Raw genomic sequence first — 19289 nt, forward strand, 5'->3', positions numbered from 1 at the left:
GATGCTCAGGCAGGCCGGATTGTCGGAGACAAGATGAAAGACGATGCAGACTGCGCCCTTCATTTCGATATGAACGATGAGTCGATCAACGCGATCGACGCGTATGAGAAAAAAATTGCCGACAAGACGGCACAATTGGCCGACTACATCAATTTAATGGCGGTCTATTTTGTCATACAGGATTATGGTTACAATGTCGACTTGGATATACCGGAGCACTATTTTGACGTTGGGCTCACCCGGATCCGCGAAATCCCTGCCCAGATAAAAGAAAGACTGGGTGAATCCGACGAAGCGAATTTCTGGCGCGACTATGCACTCTTTATCGTCCTGGACTCTCCGGTGGATGAAGCCGTGTGGATTCGCTACATTCAAAGCGGATCGACCCTGGTTCCGCTGATCGCCATCGGACTGCATCGCAGTGAAGGCGAATTCGCGGCAAAGACAGCCGAGCTGGCGCGCTCGATCGCCAATGAGGACACCTGTCGCACGCGCTATATCGAGAGTATCTTGTCCTCAGGGCGCGCCATGCTTGATTGAAGCTGGGTCCGCGCGAAGGATCACGAACGCGGCGCATGCGGCGACTTCGGTTTTTAAGGCTGATTGACAAATGAACGAATTGTTCGAGTTCGCATTCGATGGCATCCCGGCCGATAGTCTGGGAAACCTCATCATCGGCTTGATCCGCACGGCGGACCAGGTTGTCGATGCAATGGAAGACGGCGTTGACCTGCTGCCGGCGTCTGTTCTCGACCCGGTCTATTGGCGCGGCATCGCTGCCCGGAGCGGCGATGCCGCGTGCATTATTAACTTCAGGATGCTGGATATCGGCGGCAAGCAGGTCGCCCGGCCAACCCTGATCATGATGCATTACGATGATATGTCCGACTTCTCCATCGTCCTCTTCGGAGGCGACTGCAAGAATGCCGGCCTCAATGCAGCCGATGACTTCTATCAATGGGCCAGGAAAATCAGCGAAAGATATTGCGTAACAGATTTTTATGGAGGCCTGGACGCGGCGTGGGATGCGAACACGCGCCTGTTCTCGAAAGACGGGCTTGGCCCTTTTCTTTCAATGTCCGACCTGGATGGCATATGGGAGGACGACGCTGGTGAACCCGTACGTCACGCCTGAAACAACGCCTGACGGAAAAAAGCTGCTTGCATGGCAGCTTGAAGGCCTTGGCCGGCTTACCTTGTCGGACCATCTGACATCGCGCACGGTGCTCGGGTATCGGATGCATGACGGCCACACGTTTGGCGCGGCTTGGGGTTGGACACTCCTCTTCGATGCTCAGCTCGGCGTTGAGTTTTCTTCCGCCTGCACAATGACTGCCGGATGGCAAGAGATGGGATCGCTGAATATCGCGGTGAGCTACGTCCCCGGCCGCGTTTCCGCTGGCGTCTTGCTGGCGAGCCGGGAGATCCCCTTGCCCGCCCTGTCGGCCTGCCGGATCGACAAGATCACGTACGAGGAAGACGGTTTCATCACCGAATGCGGCCTGGCGATCATTGGCGCCGACGGAACGGAAATCATCATCATGACCGCTGAATCGCCCGGATCGGTCACGGTCAGTACTCCTTTTCTCCAGGATCAATTCGATCCTGAGTTTGCGCTGTCGCTATGTCGGCGGGAAAGCCTGGCAGGCAAATGAATTGGAACCCTTCATGGATAATAATCTCATCAAAATGAGTGCGGACATCGCTCACGCCCGGGACATACTCGACAAATACCATGATTTCGACGACGGCGTCATGCAGTCCTTTTCCTATATGGATAACGGGCATAGCCGCTCGGCCAGCATGGTGATGTACGCGCGCGACCATCGCGATCCCGGCAATTCCTGGCGCCATGTCGAATTGACCGTGGATGACGTGAGCGAACTGTGTACGGTGGTGCAATACGGGCAGTTCTACCCCATTTTACTGGGCGTGCGCATCCTCGACTACGGCGACGTCATTTGTCTTGATATCGATGGCAACTACGCCTCCACCAGCGGCCCGACGTCGCTTCAGGAAGTGCGGCAAATTGGCGACTTTTACGCTATCGGCAAGCGTGTCCGCATGCGGGAACTCAGCCCATGCTGAACATCGATCTCAACGCCCCATGCTCCCACCAGCTGGTGCGCGAGAACTGGAAGTCGTTCCGGCTGCCTCACTTCTGCGGCGTTCTCACTGGCGATGGCACGGTCCTGGTCTTGGAAGAACGTTCGCACTATGTCGAAGGCAACTATCGATGCCGCGTCTGGCCGGTGTGCGAAACGACGATCGACAGCCTGTGCGAATACGGCATGGAATTCATCGAAATGAGCGAGTATGTCCGGCAGCCGCCCATTCCCGGCACCAGCGCGCGCGCAGTCTGTGGCGAAGGTCCCATGGGAAATGAAGGCTTCGTCGCCGTCGTCAACGATCATGGATTGGTCTGGGCGATCTATTTCAGCCTTTCCAATCCATTTTACGAGGTCAATATCGTCGGCGACCATGTGGAAGCCATGAGCACCCATGAGGTTTTGTGGCGCTTCCCGATCCACAGGCCGTGGGAAATCGATTTCACCTCCACCGTCGATTGGCGACAGGCAGGCCCGGCGGGTCCGCCGCCCTCGCCAGAAGGAAGCACTTGAAACTGTACAATTATGTGGGGCCGCAAGAGATTGCCGACGCCGTAGCGGCAATCGCGCCCGGCTTCGCGGTCCTCTCGCCCGCCGCACTGATGCAATGGTTGAAAGACGACCGGCAGCACGCCGATGGCGACGGTCACGTCATCGCCACATTCGTCGTCGACCGCCATGGCACCCTGCGCGTTGCCGACCGCTGCAGCGAACACCTTGCCTGCGCCGGGGGCCAGCCGGTGCTGTCGGCCGGCGAAATCACGTTTCAGGTCGGCCGACACGAGGTGCAAGTCCAGGCGGTGACCAATCAATCGACCGGATATTGCCCCGAGCCAGCGTCCTGGCCGCAGGTCGCGGCCGCCATCGGCAAAGCCGGTTTGCCGGCGCCTGCCGGTTTCCATGTCAATTTCCTGTTCCGCAAATGCAGCCAATGCCACGCACTGAACGTGATCAAGGAAAATGTGTTCGTTTGCGCGATGTGCGATGCCGATCTGCCTGCCGAATGGAACCTGGCCTGACAACCGGCATCTGCCTGGCTGGCCGGCATCGACGTTTGCGCGCCCGCGTTGTATAGTCCGCTTATCTTCATTTTCTCTTCATTTCCAGGAAAACGATCCATGGCCGAGAAATCAGACATCCTGTATGGCATTGCCGAAGCCAATGACGACACCCTTCCCGCCATGCGCCTGCGCGCCATGGCCAGCGAACTGGGCGAACCCGATCACATGGATCTGGACGACGATACCGCCCTGCGCATCAATATCTATGCATTCGGCCGTAACTTTGTCGAAGAATGCGACGTCGACGCCGAGGACCAAGAGGGCTATGTGCTGGTCACCTCGGGCATGAGCGACCGCCTGATGACCGGCCCGGCGGACGCCGACGTGGACGACACCCTGGCAGCGGAACTGGTGTGGAACGTACCGGACCTCAATCCGGCCTATTTCGCCACCTTGCGCTGGCTCGCCAAGCTGCCCGACATCGACCGTACCTGGTTCGGCCAGGGCCACACGGTGCCGATGCCGATGCCGCCGCTGGAAGGCTGCCCGTTCAAGACCTTCCTGTTCCTGCCGCCGATCATCCGCACCGACCGCGAACTGTTCGAGCACATCGAACACGACGGGCATGCGATCGGCACCCTGTGCGTGCACCTGATTTCGGACAGCGAATATGCGCTGGTCCGCAACAGCGAAGAAGGCCTGGGCGAGTTTCTCGACCTGCTCGATGATAACGACCATCCGCACGTCTTCAATCCGGCGCGCAAACCGTACGTGTAAGCGCGCATCCAGGTCCGACCGATGCGCAAGCTGATGAAACTCCAGTGGCACGATCTGCGCGATCAGTTGCTGCTGCTCGACGATCACGCCGAGCCGGAAGCCATTTTCCGCACGCTGGTGGCGTACATCAGGCAATACCGGCCGCAGTTCACCACCCAGCCATTTTCGCACTTGCGCTTCGCGCGCTTTTTTAACATGCAGGCGGCCGACTACCCGGTCGCGCAATCAACGATGCGCGATGACGAATGGCGCGAGGTCAAGCAGGACATGCTGGGCTATGAAGTGCGGGAAAATCTGCACTCCATCATGGCGCTGCTGTCAGACACCCTTGAACGCCTGATCACGCTGCGCATCGACGCGTGTTGCCCCGAATGCGGTTACGACGATGTCGCCACCTACAAGGGGCTCGCCTCCGGCGAATTCGTGATGCAGTGCGCGTTGTGCCGTCACCGGCAAGGCCGCAATGGTGCAGCTGACGTGACTGGCCCGTTCACCTTTGCCAGCGCCGCCGACATGCGCCTGCCTGGCCGCCCGCCAGCGCCCTGCCTGCCCCTGCCGGCGCAGCTGTCGCCGCGCATCCGCGTCGATGCCGGCGAGATGGTCGATTACAACCTCGTCGTGCTGTCGCATGGCGACGCCGAAACCGACTCCGCCGGCACGCTGCACGACTTTTATCGTGGCATGCCGGTCGCCATCTTCGATCACGATACCGGCCAGTTGGGGCAACCGGGCCATGTCATCGCCGACGGTCATGCGCAGCCGGCAAGCCCTGCGCCACGCTGGGCTCCTACCGCCAGATGGCTGTGCCGCATCGACAACAACGGCTTGCGCCGCGCCCCCGCCGCCGCTTACGCCGTTGGCGCCCCGGCGACGCCGTCGGCGTCTTCGACATAGATGCTGATCCACGCGTCGAGGTAAGCCCGGAATCGACCACGTCGGGCACCTCCGGCTCTTCGTGACACCAGAGCACGCGGGTCGGCGACCCGCAACCGTACCTGCGCTACTGCACCAGCGGGCTATCCGCCCCTTCCATGCTCATGCCTTCGATGTTCGCCTGCCCCACCAGAATATGCAGGTACTGGTGGGTCGCGCGCTGGCTCGACTGGCGGTCGAGATAGGCCGCGATCTCGCTTTTCACCGCCTCGAACGGCAACAAGCGCCCCGCCACCCGCCGCAGCACCTGCACGATGTGCAGGCCGAAGCGGGTTTCCAGCAAGCGCCCGGCCAGTTCGCCTTCACCCAGGCGGAACACCAGTTCCTCGAACTCCGGCACGCTCTGCCCGCGCGACAATTGCCCCAGGCTACCGCCCACCTTGCCCGAACTGCAATTCGAATACTGCGCCGCCAGTTCGCCGAAGCGCTCCGGATGCGCCTGCAACTCTTCCAGCACCGCTTCGCCGGTGGCGCGCAGCAACTCCAGCGGCGCTCCCGGCGTCACCTGGAACAGGATGTGGCGCGCTTCGACCATGTCGCCGCTGGTGTAGCGCTGCGCATTGTTGCGGTACCACGTCATGCAGGCAGGCTCGTCGGCCTTGGGCACCTTGACCTGCAGCGCCAGCAGTGCCTCGATACGGGCGTCGTCGTCCCCCCCGGTCATGCCCAGTTCATCGGCCTGCTGCAACAGCAAGGTGCGCAGCACCAGTTCGTGCACCGCTTCCTTGAGCGGATTGCCCGCCTCCTGGTGGTGCGGCAGTTCGCGTTCGATCGCCACGTCGTCGATGTCCACGCCATTCACAGAAATACCCATGATGATTCTCCTGATTAACGGCTACGCACGAGCTGGTAAGCGCGGCCAAGGTAGGTCAGCGCGCCGAAGCCGCTCCACACGTGCACCAGACGGGTGAACGGAAAGATGACGAACAGCGACATGCCCATGAACAGATGCAGCTTGAACAGCAGCGGCGCATCCAGGATGAAGGCGGCCGCATCGGCGCGGAAGGTCACGATATGCTGCGCCCAGTTCATCAGCAGCACCATCGTGTGGCCGTCCATGTGGCCGGCCGACACGTAGATCGACGACAGTCCCAGCAGCAAGGTGGCGAGAATCCACAGCAGCACGATCTTGTCCTTGAAGGTGGTTGCCTTGCGCAGGCGGTCGTTGCCGAAGCGCCGTGCCAGCAGCATCACGATGCCGGCCAGGCACAGCAGTCCCATCACGCCGCCGGCCACCATCGCCACCAGTTGCTTGAGGCCGTGGCTCACGCCCAGCGTATCCCACACCCACACCGGCGTGAGCAGGCCGGCCATGTGCCCGAAGAACAGGCCGATGATGCCGATATGGAACAGGATGCTTCCATAGCGCAGGCTGCCCTGGTGCAGCACCTGGGTCGATTCCGACTTCCACGTGTATTGCTCGCGGTCGAAACGGATCAAGCTGCCGAGCAAAAAGATCGCCAGCGCGATATAGGGATAAATCCCGAACAGAAATTGATGCAGGTAGTCCATGATGCCTCCTTTACGCGCCGGCTGCGGCGCGCGCCGTGCGGGGATAGAAATTGATCGTATGCGTGCCGGGCGCCCCCGGTTTGAGCAAGGGTTCGACCCCATCCATGCCCGGACCGAAGGTTTCCAGCGCCTCGTCCATGTCGCGCACCGGCGGCTCGGTCAGTTCCTCGGCCGCGACCGGGCTCAAATGTTCCAGCACCGCGAACACGCCCGCGTACGGGCTGCCGTTGGCGGCCAGCTTGCGCCCGATATGCGCCAGCACGTGCACCGCGTCCGACAGCAGGCGCGCGGCCTCCTCCGTGGTCTGCTGCGACAGGAACTCGAGGAACAGCGGCACGAAGTCGGGCAAGTCGTCGCCCGTCATGAACAGGCCGTGCTGCTTGTATTCCTCCATCAGGTCGACCATGGCCTGGCCGCGGTCGCGCGACTCGCCGTGAATGTGCTCGAACAGGTGCAAGGAATGCGACGGGTTGCGGTCGAACGTCATTACGTAGTTTTGCTGCAGGTCGATCAGGACGCCGTCGCTCAGGTAGGCGAACAGCGGCAGCAGCGGCGCATGCAGGGCCGGCGAATGGGCGATCGCATTGGCCAGGGCCGGCAATTCGGCGATCAGCTCCGCTTCCGGATACAGCAGCAGGCTGGACAACACTTGATAATGTCGATTGGTATTCATCATGCCTCCTGGACGTCTTTCTTTTTACGCGACTTGGGCATGGCCATGAAGATGGCCGAACCCTGCTTTTTCTTGCCGAACAAGCTGGTGTCGGTCACGCCGTCCGAGCATCCATTGCCGAAGCTGAAGCCGCACGAACCTTTTTCGTTGAAGCTGTCTTCCGCCATTTCCTTGTGGCTGCTCGGAATCACGAAACGGTCTTCGTAGTTAGCGATCGCCATGATGTGGTACATGTCTTCGACCATGTCCTTGCTCAATCCCACCTGTTCCAGCACGGCCAGGTTCTCGACCTTGTCCACCGTCTTGCTGCGCATGTAGGCGCGCATGGCCAGCATGCGGTCGAGCGCGCGGATTACCGGGGGCTGGTCGCCGGCGGTCAGCAGATTGGCCAGGTACTGCACCGGAATCCGCAGGCTGTTGGTGTCGGGCAAAATGCCATTCATTCCCAGCTTGCCGGACTCGGCCGCAGCCTGGATCGGCGACAGCGGCGGGATGTACCACACCATCGGCAGGGTCCGGTATTCCGGATGCAGCGGGAAAGCCACTTTCCAGTCGACCGCCATCTTGTAGACCGGCGACTTCTTGGCCGACTCCAGCCACGAGTCGGGAATGCCCTGGCGCCGCGCTTCCTCGATGATGGCCGGGTCGTGCGGGTCGAGGAACAGGCCCAGCTGCGCCTGGTACAGGTCGCGCTCGTCCGGCACCGATGCCGCCGCTTCGATCTTGTCGGCGTCGTACAGCAGCACGCCCAGGTAGCGGATGCGGCCGACGCAGGTTTCCGAGCACACGGTCGGCTGGCCCGCTTCGATGCGCGGATAGCAGAAGGTGCATTTCTCAGCCTTGCCGGACGACCAGTTGTAGTAAATCTTCTTGTACGGGCAGCCGGAGATGCACATGCGCCAGCCGCGGCACTTATCCTGGTCGATCAGCACGATGCCATCATCCTCGCGCTTGTACACCGAGCCCGACGGGCAGGACGCCACGCAGGTCGGGTTCAGGCAGTGTTCGCACAGGCGCGGCAGGTACATCATGAAGGTGTTCTCGAAGGTGCCGTACATCTCCTTCTGCATGTTGTCGAACAGCTTGTCCTTGCTGCGGGCGGCGAACTCCCCGCCCAGGTCGTCTTCCCAGTTCGGACCCCATTCGATCTTGTCCATCTTCTTGCCGGTCAAGACCGAGATCGGGCGCGCCGTGGGCGGCGTTTCCGACAAGGGCGCGTTTTGCAGGCGCTCGTAGTCGTAGGTGAACGGCTCGTAATACTCGTCGATGGCCGGCAGGTTCGGATTGGCGAAGATGTTGGCGAGAATTTTCAGGCGCCCGCCCTGGCGCGGTTCGATCTTGCCGGCCGCGTTGCGTTTCCAGCCGCCATTCCATTTATCCTGGTTTTCCCATTCTTTCGGGTAACCGATGCCGGGCTTGGTTTCAACGTTGTTGAACCAGGCGTATTCGACGCCGTCGCGGCTGGTCCAGACGTTCTTGCAGGTGACCGAACAAGTGTGGCAGCCGATGCACTTGTCCAGGTTCAACACCATGCCGATTTGCGCTCTGATCTTCATACGTGTGCTCCCTTGTTTGCTCCACTCGTTTCTTCCACCAGGGGGCCTTCCAGCCACTCCACTTTGTCCATCTTGCGTACCAGCACGAACTCATCGCGGTTCGAGCCCACCGTGCCGTAGTAATTGAAGCCCCACGCCAGCTGGGCGTAGCCGCCGATCATGTGGGTCGGCTTGGTGACGGTGCGCGTGACCGAGTTGTGGATGCCGCCCCGCTTGCCCGACAATTCCGCGCCCGGCGTATTGATGATCTTTTCCTGGGCGTGGTACATCAAGGTCATGCCTTCCGGAATGCGCTGGCTGACCACCGCCCGCGCCGTCAGGGTGCCATTCACGTTGAACACTTCGATCCAGTCGTTGTCGACAATCCCGGCGTCCTTGGCGTCGATCTCCGAAATCCACACGTGCGGCCCGCCGCGCGACAAGGTCAGCATGCGCAGGTTGTCCGAATACGTGGAGTGGATGCCCCATTTCTGGTGCGGCGTCAGGAAGTTCAGCGCGATCTCCTTGTTGCCGTTGGGCGCCGCGCCCAGCATCGCCGCCGTGGTCTTGGTGTCGATGGCCGGCTTGTACACGCACAATCCCTCGCCAAAATCGCGCATCCAGCGGTGATCCTGGTAGAACTGCTGGCGCCCGGTCAGGGTGCGCCATGGGATCAGTTCGTGCACATTCGTATAGCCAGCGGTGTAGCTCACTTCTTCCGACTCCAGCCCCGACCAGGTCGGCGACGAGATGATCTTGCGCGGCTGCGCCTGTACATCGCGGAAGCGGATCGTGTCGTGTTCGCGCGGCAGCGCCAGGTGCGTGTGGTCGCGTCCGGTCATGGTCGACAATGCCGCCCAGGCCTTGACCGCCACGTGGCCGTTGGTTTCCGGCGCCAGCGACAGGATCATTTCGGCCGCGTCGATGGCGGTGTCCAGCCGTGGCTGCCCTTGCGAGACGCCCTCTTCCAGCACCGTGCGGTTGATACCGCGCAACACATCGACTTCGTGCCCGGTCTTCCAGCCGATGCCCTTGCCGCCATTACCCAGTTTTTCCAGCAAAGGGCCGATCGAGGTGAATTTCTTGAATACATCCTTGTAATCGCGTGTCACCACCGTCAGGTTCGGCATGGTCTTGCCCGGAATCGGCTCGCACTCACCGGCGCGCCAGTCTTTCGGATCAAACGGCTGGCCCAGTTCGCCCGGGGTATCGTGCATGAGCGGGGTCAGCACCAGATCTTGCTGCGTGCCCAGGTACGCGCCGCCGATTTCCGAAAATTTCTCGGCGATACCCTTGTAGATTTCCCAGTCCGACTTCGACTGCCACAGCGGCTGCACGGCTTCCGACAGCGGGTGAATGAAGGGGTGCATGTCGGACGTGTTCAGGTCGTCCTTTTCGTACCAGGTGGCGGTCGGCAGCACGATGTCGCCATACAGGCAGGTGGTGGACATGCGGAAGTCCAGCACCACCACCAGGTCCAGCTTGCCTTCGGCGGCGGGCCGGATTTTTACATCGCGCGGCTTGACGCAGTGGGTTTCATCGCTCATCAGCGCGTTCTGGGTGCCCAGCAAGTACTTGAGGAAGTACTCATGGCCCTTGCCCGAGCTGCCCAGGATATTCGAGCGCCACACAAACATATTGCGCGGGAAGTTGGCCGGATTATCCGGGTCGTCGCACGAAAAATTCAGCTTGCCAGCCTTGATCTGCTCGACCGCGTAGGCGGCCGGGTCCATGCCGGCGGCCGCGGCGGCGCGGGTCACTTCCAGCGGATTGGTTTCCAGCTGCGGGGCGGACGGCAGCCAGCCCATGCGCTCGGCCTTGGCGTTGTAGTCGATCAGCGCCATCGGCGCCACATCGTCTCCGGCCGAGGGCGACGAAATCTCGCTCGTGTGCAGCTTTTCATGGCGCCACTGGCTGGTGTGGGCGTAGAAGAACGAGGTGCCGTTCATCTGGCGCATCGGCCGGTTCCAGTCCTGCGCGAAGGCCAGCGGAGTCCAGCCGGTTTGCGGACGCAGCTTTTCCTGGCCCACATAGTGCGCCCAGCCGCCGCCCGACTTGCCGATGCAGCCGCACATCATCAACAGGTTGATGATGCCGCGATACGTCATGTCCATGTGGTACCAGTGATTCAGCGCGGCGCCGACGATGACCATGCTCTTGCCCTGGGTCTTGTCGGCGTTGTCGGCGAACTGGCGCGCCACGGTGATCACGTCCGCCGCTTTCACGCCGGTGTGCTTGACCTGCCAGGCCGGGGTGTACGGCACGTCGTCGTCATAGCTGGTGGCCACGTTGGCGCCGCCCAGGCCACGGTCGATGCCGTAGTTGGCCAGGGTCAGGTCGAACACGGTGGTGACCAATGCCGTGGAGCCGTCCGCCAGCAACACTTTCTTGACCGGCACGCGGCGCATCAGCATGTCGCTCGCATCCTTGCCGCCAAAGTAAGCAAAGCCGACTTCCTCGACCGCATCGCTGCACTTGATCAGGGACAGCAGCGGGTCGATGGCCTTGCCGCTGGTGCCCTCTTTCTGTTCCAGGTTCCAGCGGCCCGACTCGCCCCAGCGGAAACCGATCGAACCGGCCGGCGCGCAGATGTTGCCGGTGGCTTCGTCGATGACCAGGGTCTTCCAGTCGGGATTGTTGGTTTCGTCCAGGTTATCGGCCAGGTGCGATGCGCGCAGAAAATAATCGGGCACCAGGGTGCCGTTTGTTTCCTTGAGCATGACCAGCATCGGGAAGTCGGTGTACTGCTTGGCGTAGCCACGGAAATAGTCCGAACCGCCCTCGGCGTGGAATTCTTTGAGGACCACGTGGCCCATGGCCAGCGCCAGCGCGGCGTCGGTGCCTTGCTTCGGGGCAAGCCAGATATCGCCGAACTTGGCCATTTCGCCGAAATCGGAAGAAACAGCCACCGTTTTCGTGCCTTTGTAGCGCACTTCCGTGTAGAAGTGGGCATCCGGCGTGCGCGTCATCGGCACGTTTGAGCCCCACACCATCAGGAAAGTGGAGTTATACCAGTCGGCCGATTCCGGCACGTCGGTCTGTTCGCCCCACACTTGCGGGCTCGCTGGCGGCAAGTCGCAATACCAGTCATAGAAACTCAGGGCCACGCCGCCGATCAGCGACAGATAGCGGGTACCGGCCGCGTAGCTGACCATCGACATGGCGGGAATCGGCGAAAAGCCGACGATGCGGTCCGGGCCGTATTTCTTGATGGTGAAGGCGTTGGCGGCGGCGATGATTTCGTTCACGTCATCCCACTTGGCGCGGACAAAACCGCCCAGGCCGCGGATCGACTTGTACGACTTGGCCCGCTCCGGGTCCTGGCTGATGTAGGCCCAGGCAGCGACCGGGTCCATGGTCAGGCGCGCTTCGCGCCACATCTGCATCAGGCGGCCGCGCACCATCGGGTACTTGACGCGCTGGGCCGAATACACGTACCAGGAATAGCTGGCGCCGCGCGGGCAGCCGCGCGGCTCGTGATTGGGCAGGTCGGGCCGGGTGCGCGGGTAGTCGGTCTGCTGGGTTTCCCAGGTGATCAGGCCATTCTTGACATACACCTTCCAGCTGCACGAACCGGTGCAATTGACGCCGTGCGTCGAACGCACGATCTTATCGTGCTGCCAGCGCTGGCGATAGGCGTTTTCCCAGGTACGGTCCTCGTGGACCACGGCGCCGTGGCCGTCGGAAAACGTCTCCTTGGGGCGATTGAAGAACTTCAGACGATCCAGAAAATGACTCATGCTGCCTCCGCTTGGATGAGAGGGGCGCCGTTAAACAGGCGCTACCCGATTGAACCCAGTCTACGCAGCGGCACTCATGGTGCATATTGGCAAGAAGTCGGTCCGGGGCGGCGACAAGGAGTAGGCCGCCTAGTCCTTTGTGGCTATGGAGGGTGCCAGATGGATACGGTATACATGCGCTATCCGAATCTGACTTTGAAGGAATGAGCAATGAATATCACCAGTTACGACGACCTGATCCAGGCCGCGCGGGCCCAGCCGCAACCGCAGCGCCTGTTGTTCGCCTTTGCCAAGGCGGAGCTGCCGGATAACGCTGGCGACGCCGAGCGGGCGGGATTTGCCGAACAGCGCGGCGGCGCCCTGGCCCCCGTCATGTGCGTCGACAAAACCATCGACGAACTGGGCAGCTTCGCCGACCTGGTGGCCGAATCGAAGCATACCGGCAAGGAATGGGACATGGTATTCGTCACCACCATGTCCGGCCGCAACGGCAAGCCGCCGGCCTCGAGCGAGGCGGAAGCGCCGCTGAACATGATGGTCACCTACATTCATACCGGCCAGATCGGGCAATTCCTGGCATTCGGGCGGGATGGAGAGTTAAGGCAGCTGGCCCAGTAACCCACCAGCCGGTGTCGGACCTGACACCATTGGGGTAGACACCATTGAGGTGGGCGGCCTTGCCGACAGCCCCGCTGGCGGCCCGCAAGAGGGCGCCGCCGCAGCGCTGGAAAGTCGCGCGGTTCGACAAGCCCTATCACGCGCTTGGGCGTGGCGCGGCCAGCCGGACGCGCAGGGGCTGGCAGCGCTCGCCCGCCAGTGCTTCGATGTCCTTCACCCTGGCGCGCGCAACGGCCAACGGAAAAACGCCGCACTCGGCTTCTCCCTCGTCGTGAATCTGCATCATCAGGGCATTCGCCCGGTCCGCCGGCAAGGCCAGCAGCGTTTCGAATACCTCGACCACGAAGACCATCTCCGTGACATCGTCGTTGAGCACCAGCAAGCGCGCCGTCTCGCTGCCGGCCAACAACGCATCGACGCTGCCAGTGTCCGCCGCACCATACGCAAGGCGACAGGCAAGCCGATAGCGGTCAAGCCCATGCTCTTCCAAGGCAACGGCGGCCAGCCCGATGCGATTGCGCACGATCGCCAGCAAGAGGATGCCGGTGTCGACCGGCCTTTCCATGGCGACGCCACGCACCGTCGCCTTCCACAGTGCGTGCTCGAGTTGCTCGCCATGCGCGATGGTTCGGCCAAGATACGCGTCGAGCCTGGCATTTCCGAACGGCAGGCAATGCGCGAGCAGCGCCAGCAGGCGCGCATGGGCGCCGGTCGGCCAGCGCCGCGCCTTGGCCTCGGCCGCAAGCTGGTCGGCCACCATGGCGCGCACATGCGCGTGCAGCTGCGCCACCTTCCCGGCCGGCATGCAGTCGGCCAGGATGTGGGCGGCGGCATCATCCTCGATCAGATGCAGCAGCACGCGTTCCAGCGTCAGACGGCGGTCGTGCTCGCGCCGGCAGGCGGCAAACGCGGATTCCAGTACCCGTTCCAGGTTGGGTGCGGGGTCGCCATCGGCAATGCTCATCGCGCATCCACCGTGGCGGCCAGCAGCTTGTCGAGCAGCGGCTGGTACAACGCGCTTCCCCTGAGCTGGGTGCGCCAGCGCTCGGGAATGCCCTCAATCCCGAAGCGCAGGCCGGCAATGCCGCCGGCGATGCAGGCCGTGGTATCGGTGTCGTTGCCCAGCCCGATGGCGGCGCGCACGACCTCGTCGTAGGTGCCGGCTTCCTGCACCATGCGCGCCGAACGCAGCGCATCGACCACGTAACCGGAGCCCTTGCCCACAGGCGCATCGTCCGGCCGTAGCGACCATTCGAGTTCTTCCAGCGCATCCGGCATGCTGGCGTAGATGGCGCGCAGACTGTTCACCGCCTCGCCCCAGGCGTCGCCTGAGGCCGCCAACACCCGGCGCGCCCACAGGCAGTACAACGCGCAGCATACCTGCGAGCGCAGGTGGCCGTGGGTGGGCAGGGATTGCCGGTGGGCGTCATGCACCAGGCTCTGGTCCGAGCCGCGGTGCCACAGCGCCAGCGGCAAGGCGCGCATCAGCGAGCCGTTGCCGTTGTCGTACTGGCCGGCGGGTCCGGCCTCGGCCGCAGCTGCGCCGGCACGCATGGCGCGCATCGCGGCGCCACAGGTCAGGCCTACATCGAACACCATGCTGTCGACCGCCATGTAGCCGTGCTCGTACCAGGCCAGCAGGCGCGCGCCGAGGTCATCCAGGTCAAGGCGGCCGCACTCGAGCAGCGAGGCCAGCAGACAGAGCGCGTGGGCGCCGTCGTCCGACCAGGTTCCCGGCGGCACGCTGGCATGCGCTCGGTCGAATTGCGGCGGTGGGACGAAATCGATCAGGCCGGCGGGCGGAATGTCGCACGCTTTGCGAAATTCGTAGGGAACGCCGAGCGCGTCGCCCACCAGCAGGCCGACCAGACCGCCAGCAAGCCGTTCCTGGTAGCCAGGCTGGGACACGGTCATCGGGCGGCGCCTCGGTGCGGCATGGTCATCTTGGGTCTCTCTGGATGGTATCAGGATTGCATTGTCATCAATGTGCGTCCAAACGGCAAGGAAATCGCGTGCCGGCGAAGCAATACTGTCTTCACTACAAGACGGACATTGCGTGCAATTCTTTCCAAAATGAAATTACTCAAACCTTTTTCCAGCATCACTCTTGTGCTGGCAAGCTGCTGCGCTGCCGCCTGCACACCCATTCCCGACGCTCACTGGGCGCACACGCCACAGCGCGTCAAGGAACGCTTTGACAGTGTCGACTCGGTCGAACTGGTCACCGTGATCAAAGCGCGCCAGGTGAAGAAACGCAATCCTCCGGGCCGTGCGTACAATGTCGAGCAGGCGACGTTCAGGGTCGAGCGTGTCTTCAAAGGCCGCTCCCGGCCGGGCGACACGCTGGTGCTAACGGCCTACAGCATGTGTGCGGTCAGCGTGGTCAACAAGCCGGCGTGGATGATTGACGGCCGCACCCTCAAGCCTGCCGTGCTGCCGAAGCAATGGCTGATTTACCGGGATTCGAATGCCGACACCGAAATCACCGAGTCGGATTACACCATGCCAATCGATCGTGCCTCGTATGATCTCCCTATTCTCGCTAATCTTGCCCTGGCCCATCAGCGTGAGGACGGAGCACGCCCCGCGACGCCGCCGCGTGCTTCCCGCTGACTGGCGCAAGGCCGGTACGCGGGGCGTGGCGAAAGGACTGCCGCGACTCAATAGTGGGCCAGCAGAGGCATGAGGTACACGCACACGGCCACCAGCCACGAACCCATCATCAGAAGTGTCAGGGCGATCAAGCCGCGCTGCACCTGCGGAAAGGCGCGCTGCGCGACGATCTCGAGGCACTGGTAGCCGGCCGAAAAGCCCGTCGGCAGCAGATTGAACGCTGCCATTTTCGCCGCCGTCAGCCCGAGCACGAAGCCGAACGACTGCTGGGCCAGTGCGGTGTGATAGGCGGCCAGTAGCGACTGTGCCTCCGACAGCGGCGACAGCGCGCCGCGCACGCACTGCGCGACAGCGCTGCGGAACAAGTCCAGCCCCTCGCCGCCGAGCAGTGCCCAAGCCATCTCGAGCAGGCAGGCGGGAACGCTGGCCGCTATCAGCAATTGCACCCACACCGGCCGGGCGTCGAGCGAGCCCGCTCTGTCGTGCGGACCGGGCGCCGGGATGGCGCCGCAATGCTTGAATTGGACCGAGGCATTGATTGGCAGCAGGCGCATGACCAGCGGTTTGCGGCGCATCAGCACGGGTCCCGTGCCCAGGGTCAGTTGTTCTACCACCACCCCGAACGAGCGCGCGATCCAGGCGGCCACCAGGATCGGCAGGTACGACGCAATGGCCCAGCTCAGGCACAGGGTCAGGAAGATCGTCATGGGCACCCCATGCTCGCCGCCGCGTCCAGGTTAGCTCACGCAACGCCGGCGTCGGCCTGCGCCGCACGTTGCTCGATGACAGCCGCAGCGTAGGTACGTACGTGGGCGTGACGGTCCTGCAACAGCAGCTTGAGCGTTTCGGGCGACGTGGCCGGATGCCCAGCGACGCGGCTGCGCACCGCATAGTTGCGGTTGGCGGCAACCAGTGCGGCCATCATGGCGCTGTCGCAATGCGGATTATCGGCCAGCGCCGCCAGCACCTGTTCCTGCTTGTCGGCCAGCAGCTGGCGCTGCAACGCGACCTCGCCTGTCGTCCTTGCCAGCGCCGCCCGCACTTCTTCCGACGCATCGCTGACGAAATGGCCGGCCAGCCGGGTGTTCCAGGCGGCCAGCGCGGCGCGCACCTCGGGCTGCGCGTCGTTCTTGAGCACGTCCGCCGCGTGCTCGGGCAAGGCCGGATTGCCGGCCAGCGCCTCGCGCCCGCCACTGGCGCCCTGGAGCAGGCGCGCGATGACATCGTCGTCCAGCCGCGTGCTCAGGCGCGCCGCCCAGTGGCGATTTTCTTCGTTGGTCTGCGGCCCCAGGCAGCGCGCGATCAGGGCCTGCATGCCGGCATCGTCCACGACGCGCTCGATGATGCATTGCGTTACGTAGTAGGTGTTCTCAATCCGGTCGCCTTCCAGTGCCAGATAGTCCGCGACACGCGCCAGATGATGGCGTTGCTGTTCTTCATCTGGCGCGCTGTACAGCACCCGCAGGCTGGCCAGCGGATCGTCGCGCCGGTGGTCCAGCATCTGCAACAGGAAGTCGGCCGCCTTGCGCGAAAATGCAAGCTGTCCTGCGAGGTTGGCCGCGACACGCTGCACGGTGTCGATGCTGGCGTGGTACAGGAAGTGCTCGGCAACGGCTGGCGCCAGGTGATCGTTGTAGGCCAGTTGCCGGTCGTAGCTGCCCACCAGGTGCTGCTGCAAGACCGGATTTCGCGTGCACTCGGCGATGCGTTCGGCAATGCCGCCTCCCTCGCCCAGCAGCGTGCGTTCGATGGCCTCGCTTTGCTCAAGCGGGAAATGTGCCAGATAGCCCGGCATCTGGCGCCGGATATCTTGCTCGGTGTCGCGCGACAACAGCGCGACGACCGCCAACGGCAAGGCCGCTTGCCGGGTCAGCGCATCGCGCACCTCGCCCAGCTTGTCCGTGGCCAGGGCCAGCAGCACTGCCTCGTCGGTCGAACTGGCCGCCAGCGCGATTCTGTCCTTTTTGCTGCCCTTGATCCCGCCCCTTGCATCGACCTTCACTTGTGGCGCCGGCGCGGCGGCAGCGGCAGCGGCGGGCCCATTGCGGAAATCGCTCAGCTCGCGCGCCGCCTTGTTGGCTTTCAGCGCAGCCTTGACCGACTCGCCCCCCAGCAGCCACAGCATTTCGTAAAAGAAGCGCGGCATGTCGGTGCGCTGCGCCAGCTTCTTGAGCAGGACGGTGTCCGGCACCAGCAGCAAGGGCAGCAGCAGCGCCTTGTCGCAGCCGATGTGGTCGCACGCCATGCGCTGCACGCTCAGCTCCTTGCTGCGCAGCAGTTCGTTGATGGCGTAGCCGGGATACTTGGCCACTTCCGGCCCGTTCATTTTCCAGTCGGGAATCGGCTCCGGCTCGGGCAGCGGCAAGCCTTCCAGCAGGCGCAGCTTGACGCCGGGATTGGCAGCAATCAACTCCGGCAAGGCATGGCGCATTTTGCCCAGCAGTTTTTCGGGCACCTTGGGATGCCGCGCCACCGCATAGCCCAGGCTGCTGGCCAGCGCTTCGCCGTTGCTGCGCTTGGTATTGGTGGCCGCTTGCAGGTTGCCGATCTTGCTGGCGGGACTGGCCGGGTCGATGGCCACGGCCAGCAATTGCTCGAAGCTGGTGTGCACGTCTTCCCTGCCCGGCTGCGCCGCGATCAGCGACAGCACCGCATGCGAACTGCTGTGGTCGGCCAGGTGCAGGCGCACCATGCGCGAGGGATGGCTTGCAAGCCTGACCTGCAACGCTTCGGGCAAGGCAGCATTGCCGGCCAGGGCAAAGGCGATGTCGACGCTGTCGCTGGCCGCCAGTTGTTCCATCATTGCTGGCGGCAATGCCGGGTTGAGGGCGGCGGCGGCTTTGCGCCAGTCTTCCGGCTCGGCCAACGTCGCCGTCAGCAAGGCGTCGCTGGCGTTCGGGTGCATGGCGCAGGCGAAGCGGATGGCCGCGTCGTCGCGCGCGGCGAGAATGTCCAGCCCTTCCTGCGGAAAGCCGGGGTTGCCGAGGAAGTCGCCCAGTTCCTTCCAGCCCAGGGTCTCGAGCCGGTCCAGGCGCTCGCCCTGGCGCTCCTCCTCGTGCTGTGCAAGGACATCGAGCGCGTCCTGCGGAAACAGCTTATGCGCGGCGGCGGCCCTGGCAATCTTTTCGTCGCGGTCGGTGCACAGCAGGCGCAAGGTTTCGGGACTCACATGCTCGTGGCGCGCCGCCGCCAGCCTGACCGTTGCATATTTGCTGGTGGAGAATTTGTCGAGAATCGGGCGCATGCGCTCGGCGCTGATGATGTGCTGCTCCATGATACGCAAGTCGATCGACTGGTGCCCGAACGCCAGCAAGTCCTCGCCCCAGCGCTCGAAGAAACCCCTGTCGACCGTATGCGACTCCAGCACCAGGCACAGCGACTTGATGTTCTTTTCCGCGATCAGATGGGCGATGAAGAACGCCGGCAAGCCGCCCCAGCCATGGCGCGAGGGCGGCATGGCGCGCTGCGGCTGCGCAACGGCCGCCGCCCAGTCCGGATGCTGCGACAACGCGGTCCAGCGCGGCTGCGCCTCGACAAAGGCGGGGGCGAAGCGCCAGGCTTCGGCAATCAGCGCCAGGTCGGCGTCGGGCTGGGCGATGAAGGTGGCGATCACATTCCAGTCGTACCAGTGGATTTCGTAGGAAAAGTTCAGCTGCTGCGCCATGGTCTTTTCTTGCCTGGTGTCCTGGCTGTATTCTTGGCTGATCTTGACGATGTTGAGGAATTCTTCGGCGGTCATGGGAGCCTTCGATGCAAAAAGTGGAATGAGTCGGTGCCGG

General features: G+C 63.1%; 19 protein-coding genes. 10 read left to right on the forward strand and 9 right to left on the reverse strand.

Annotated elements, in window-relative coordinates; genetic code table 11:
* The first annotated feature begins 33 nt into the window (after window positions 1-33).
* From F1609_RS21770 to F1609_RS21805, 8 genes are all read left to right on the forward strand, one after another.
* The gene (locus tag F1609_RS21770) at window positions 34-540 is read left to right on the forward strand and encodes a hypothetical protein (protein ID WP_167078752.1); all 507 of its coding nucleotides are present in this window, start codon (window positions 34-36) and stop codon (window positions 538-540) included.
* A 70-nt stretch (window positions 541-610) separates the two neighbouring features.
* Window positions 611-1135, forward strand: a complete 525-nt coding sequence (locus F1609_RS21775) for a Cdi1I family immunity protein (protein ID WP_167078753.1) — start codon at window positions 611-613, stop codon at window positions 1133-1135.
* A complete protein-coding gene (locus F1609_RS21780; RefSeq protein WP_167078754.1) occupies window positions 1113-1655 on the forward strand; it encodes a hypothetical protein in 543 nt (180 codons plus the stop codon). The genes F1609_RS21775 and F1609_RS21780 overlap by 23 nt, the downstream gene beginning before the upstream one ends.
* Window positions 1656-1668: 13 nt before the next feature.
* Window positions 1669-2088 carry a hypothetical protein gene (locus F1609_RS21785; RefSeq protein ID WP_167078755.1) on the forward strand — a complete coding sequence of 140 codons (420 nt, stop codon included), beginning with the start codon at window positions 1669-1671 and terminating at the stop codon, window positions 2086-2088.
* Window positions 2082-2621 carry a hypothetical protein gene (locus tag F1609_RS21790; RefSeq protein WP_167078756.1) on the forward strand — a complete coding sequence of 180 codons (540 nt, stop codon included), beginning with the start codon at window positions 2082-2084 and terminating at the stop codon, window positions 2619-2621. The genes F1609_RS21785 and F1609_RS21790 overlap by 7 nt, the downstream gene beginning before the upstream one ends.
* Entirely contained in the window at window positions 2618-3127 is a 510-nt protein-coding gene (locus tag F1609_RS21795) for a hypothetical protein (protein ID WP_167078757.1), read from the forward strand. The genes F1609_RS21790 and F1609_RS21795 overlap by 4 nt, the downstream gene beginning before the upstream one ends.
* Before the next feature lie 99 nt (window positions 3128-3226).
* A complete protein-coding gene (locus F1609_RS21800) occupies window positions 3227-3886 on the forward strand; it encodes a suppressor of fused domain protein (RefSeq protein WP_167078758.1) in 660 nt (219 codons plus the stop codon).
* Between the two features lie 21 nt (window positions 3887-3907).
* Window positions 3908-4780, forward strand: a complete 873-nt coding sequence (locus F1609_RS21805) for a hypothetical protein (protein WP_167078759.1) — start codon at window positions 3908-3910, stop codon at window positions 4778-4780.
* A 106-nt stretch (window positions 4781-4886) separates the two neighbouring features.
* Here F1609_RS21805 and F1609_RS21810 read toward each other — a convergent pair whose 3' ends face one another.
* From F1609_RS21810 to F1609_RS21830, 5 genes are read right to left on the reverse strand one after another with little or no spacing between them, the layout of a single operon-like run.
* A complete protein-coding gene (locus F1609_RS21810) occupies window positions 4887-5633 on the reverse strand; it encodes a peptidylprolyl isomerase (protein ID WP_167078760.1) in 747 nt (248 codons plus the stop codon).
* A 14-nt stretch (window positions 5634-5647) separates the two neighbouring features.
* Window positions 5648-6331: a respiratory nitrate reductase subunit gamma gene (gene narI / locus F1609_RS21815; RefSeq protein ID WP_167078761.1), complete on the reverse strand. Its 684-nt coding sequence runs from the start codon at window positions 6329-6331 to the stop codon at window positions 5648-5650.
* Between the two features lie 10 nt (window positions 6332-6341).
* Complete coding sequence (gene narJ / locus F1609_RS21820) at window positions 6342-7004, reverse strand: nitrate reductase molybdenum cofactor assembly chaperone (RefSeq protein ID WP_370661656.1); 663 nt, start codon at window positions 7002-7004, stop codon at window positions 6342-6344.
* Window positions 7004-8560 carry a nitrate reductase subunit beta gene (gene narH, locus F1609_RS21825; protein WP_167078763.1) on the reverse strand — a complete coding sequence of 519 codons (1557 nt, stop codon included), beginning with the start codon at window positions 8558-8560 and terminating at the stop codon, window positions 7004-7006. The genes narJ and narH overlap by 1 nt, the downstream gene beginning before the upstream one ends.
* Complete coding sequence (locus F1609_RS21830) at window positions 8557-12279, reverse strand: nitrate reductase subunit alpha (protein ID WP_167078764.1); 3723 nt, start codon at window positions 12277-12279, stop codon at window positions 8557-8559. Before F1609_RS21830 ends, narH begins: the two co-directional genes overlap by 4 nt.
* A 210-nt stretch (window positions 12280-12489) precedes the next feature.
* Here F1609_RS21830 and F1609_RS21835 point away from each other — a divergent pair, with 210 nt between their 5' ends.
* Entirely contained in the window at window positions 12490-12897 is a 408-nt protein-coding gene (locus F1609_RS21835; protein ID WP_167078765.1) for a ribonucleotide reductase subunit alpha, read from the forward strand.
* Between the two features lie 136 nt (window positions 12898-13033).
* On the opposite strand, the gene F1609_RS21840 is transcribed toward F1609_RS21835, so the two are convergent.
* Both F1609_RS21840 and F1609_RS21845 read right to left on the reverse strand, forming a co-directional pair.
* Complete coding sequence (locus tag F1609_RS21840) at window positions 13034-13861, reverse strand: ATP-dependent Clp protease adaptor ClpS (RefSeq protein WP_167078766.1); 828 nt, start codon at window positions 13859-13861, stop codon at window positions 13034-13036.
* Window positions 13858-14811, reverse strand: coding sequence for an ADP-ribosylglycohydrolase family protein (locus F1609_RS21845; RefSeq protein ID WP_167078767.1), 954 nt, complete (start codon window positions 14809-14811; stop codon window positions 13858-13860). The genes F1609_RS21840 and F1609_RS21845 overlap by 4 nt, the downstream gene beginning before the upstream one ends.
* A 21-nt stretch (window positions 14812-14832) precedes the next feature.
* Here F1609_RS21845 and F1609_RS21850 point away from each other — a divergent pair, with 21 nt between their 5' ends.
* Window positions 14833-15510 (forward strand): hypothetical protein, encoded by a 678-nt coding sequence (locus F1609_RS21850; RefSeq protein WP_167078768.1) that lies wholly within the window; start codon window positions 14833-14835, stop codon window positions 15508-15510.
* Window positions 15511-15557: 47 nt separating this feature from the next.
* Here F1609_RS21850 and F1609_RS21855 read toward each other — a convergent pair whose 3' ends face one another.
* Window positions 15558-16217, reverse strand: a complete 660-nt coding sequence (locus F1609_RS21855) for a hypothetical protein (protein ID WP_167078769.1) — start codon at window positions 16215-16217, stop codon at window positions 15558-15560.
* Between the two features lie 35 nt (window positions 16218-16252).
* Entirely contained in the window at window positions 16253-19249 is a 2997-nt protein-coding gene (locus F1609_RS21860; protein ID WP_167078770.1) for a hypothetical protein, read from the reverse strand.
* Window positions 19250-19289: the final 40 nt, after the last annotated feature.

This window comes from Massilia aquatica (assembly GCF_011682045.1).
GTDB classification, from domain to species: Bacteria; Pseudomonadota; Gammaproteobacteria; order Burkholderiales; family Burkholderiaceae_D; genus Telluria_A; species Telluria_A aquatica.

What these genes read in the sequence shown, in the direction of transcription:
- narJ (WP_370661656.1), bottom strand. Translation starts at nt 7,004, where the DNA reads ATGAATACCAATCGACATTATCAAGTGTTGTCCAGCCTGCTGCTGTAT.
- F1609_RS21800 (WP_167078758.1), top strand. Translation starts at nt 3,227, where the DNA reads ATGGCCGAGAAATCAGACATCCTGTATGGCATTGCCGAAGCCAATGAC.
- F1609_RS21860 (WP_167078770.1), bottom strand. Translation starts at nt 19,249, where the DNA reads ATGACCGCCGAAGAATTCCTCAACATCGTCAAGATCAGCCAAGAATAC.
- F1609_RS21830 (WP_167078764.1), bottom strand. Translation starts at nt 12,279, where the DNA reads ATGAGTCATTTTCTGGATCGTCTGAAGTTCTTCAATCGCCCCAAGGAG.
- F1609_RS21775 (WP_167078753.1), top strand. Translation starts at nt 611, where the DNA reads ATGAACGAATTGTTCGAGTTCGCATTCGATGGCATCCCGGCCGATAGT.
- F1609_RS21835 (WP_167078765.1), top strand. Translation starts at nt 12,490, where the DNA reads ATGAATATCACCAGTTACGACGACCTGATCCAGGCCGCGCGGGCCCAG.
- narH (WP_167078763.1), bottom strand. Translation starts at nt 8,560, where the DNA reads ATGAAGATCAGAGCGCAAATCGGCATGGTGTTGAACCTGGACAAGTGC.
- F1609_RS21785 (WP_167078755.1), top strand. Translation starts at nt 1,669, where the DNA reads ATGGATAATAATCTCATCAAAATGAGTGCGGACATCGCTCACGCCCGG.
- F1609_RS21855 (WP_167078769.1), bottom strand. Translation starts at nt 16,217, where the DNA reads ATGACGATCTTCCTGACCCTGTGCCTGAGCTGGGCCATTGCGTCGTAC.
- F1609_RS21770 (WP_167078752.1), top strand. Translation starts at nt 34, where the DNA reads ATGAAAGACGATGCAGACTGCGCCCTTCATTTCGATATGAACGATGAG.
- narI (WP_167078761.1), bottom strand. Translation starts at nt 6,331, where the DNA reads ATGGACTACCTGCATCAATTTCTGTTCGGGATTTATCCCTATATCGCG.
- F1609_RS21845 (WP_167078767.1), bottom strand. Translation starts at nt 14,811, where the DNA reads ATGACCGTGTCCCAGCCTGGCTACCAGGAACGGCTTGCTGGCGGTCTG.
- F1609_RS21840 (WP_167078766.1), bottom strand. Translation starts at nt 13,861, where the DNA reads ATGAGCATTGCCGATGGCGACCCCGCACCCAACCTGGAACGGGTACTG.
- F1609_RS21850 (WP_167078768.1), top strand. Translation starts at nt 14,833, where the DNA reads ATGGTCATCTTGGGTCTCTCTGGATGGTATCAGGATTGCATTGTCATC.
- F1609_RS21790 (WP_167078756.1), top strand. Translation starts at nt 2,082, where the DNA reads ATGCTGAACATCGATCTCAACGCCCCATGCTCCCACCAGCTGGTGCGC.
- F1609_RS21805 (WP_167078759.1), top strand. Translation starts at nt 3,908, where the DNA reads ATGCGCAAGCTGATGAAACTCCAGTGGCACGATCTGCGCGATCAGTTG.
- F1609_RS21810 (WP_167078760.1), bottom strand. Translation starts at nt 5,633, where the DNA reads ATGGGTATTTCTGTGAATGGCGTGGACATCGACGACGTGGCGATCGAA.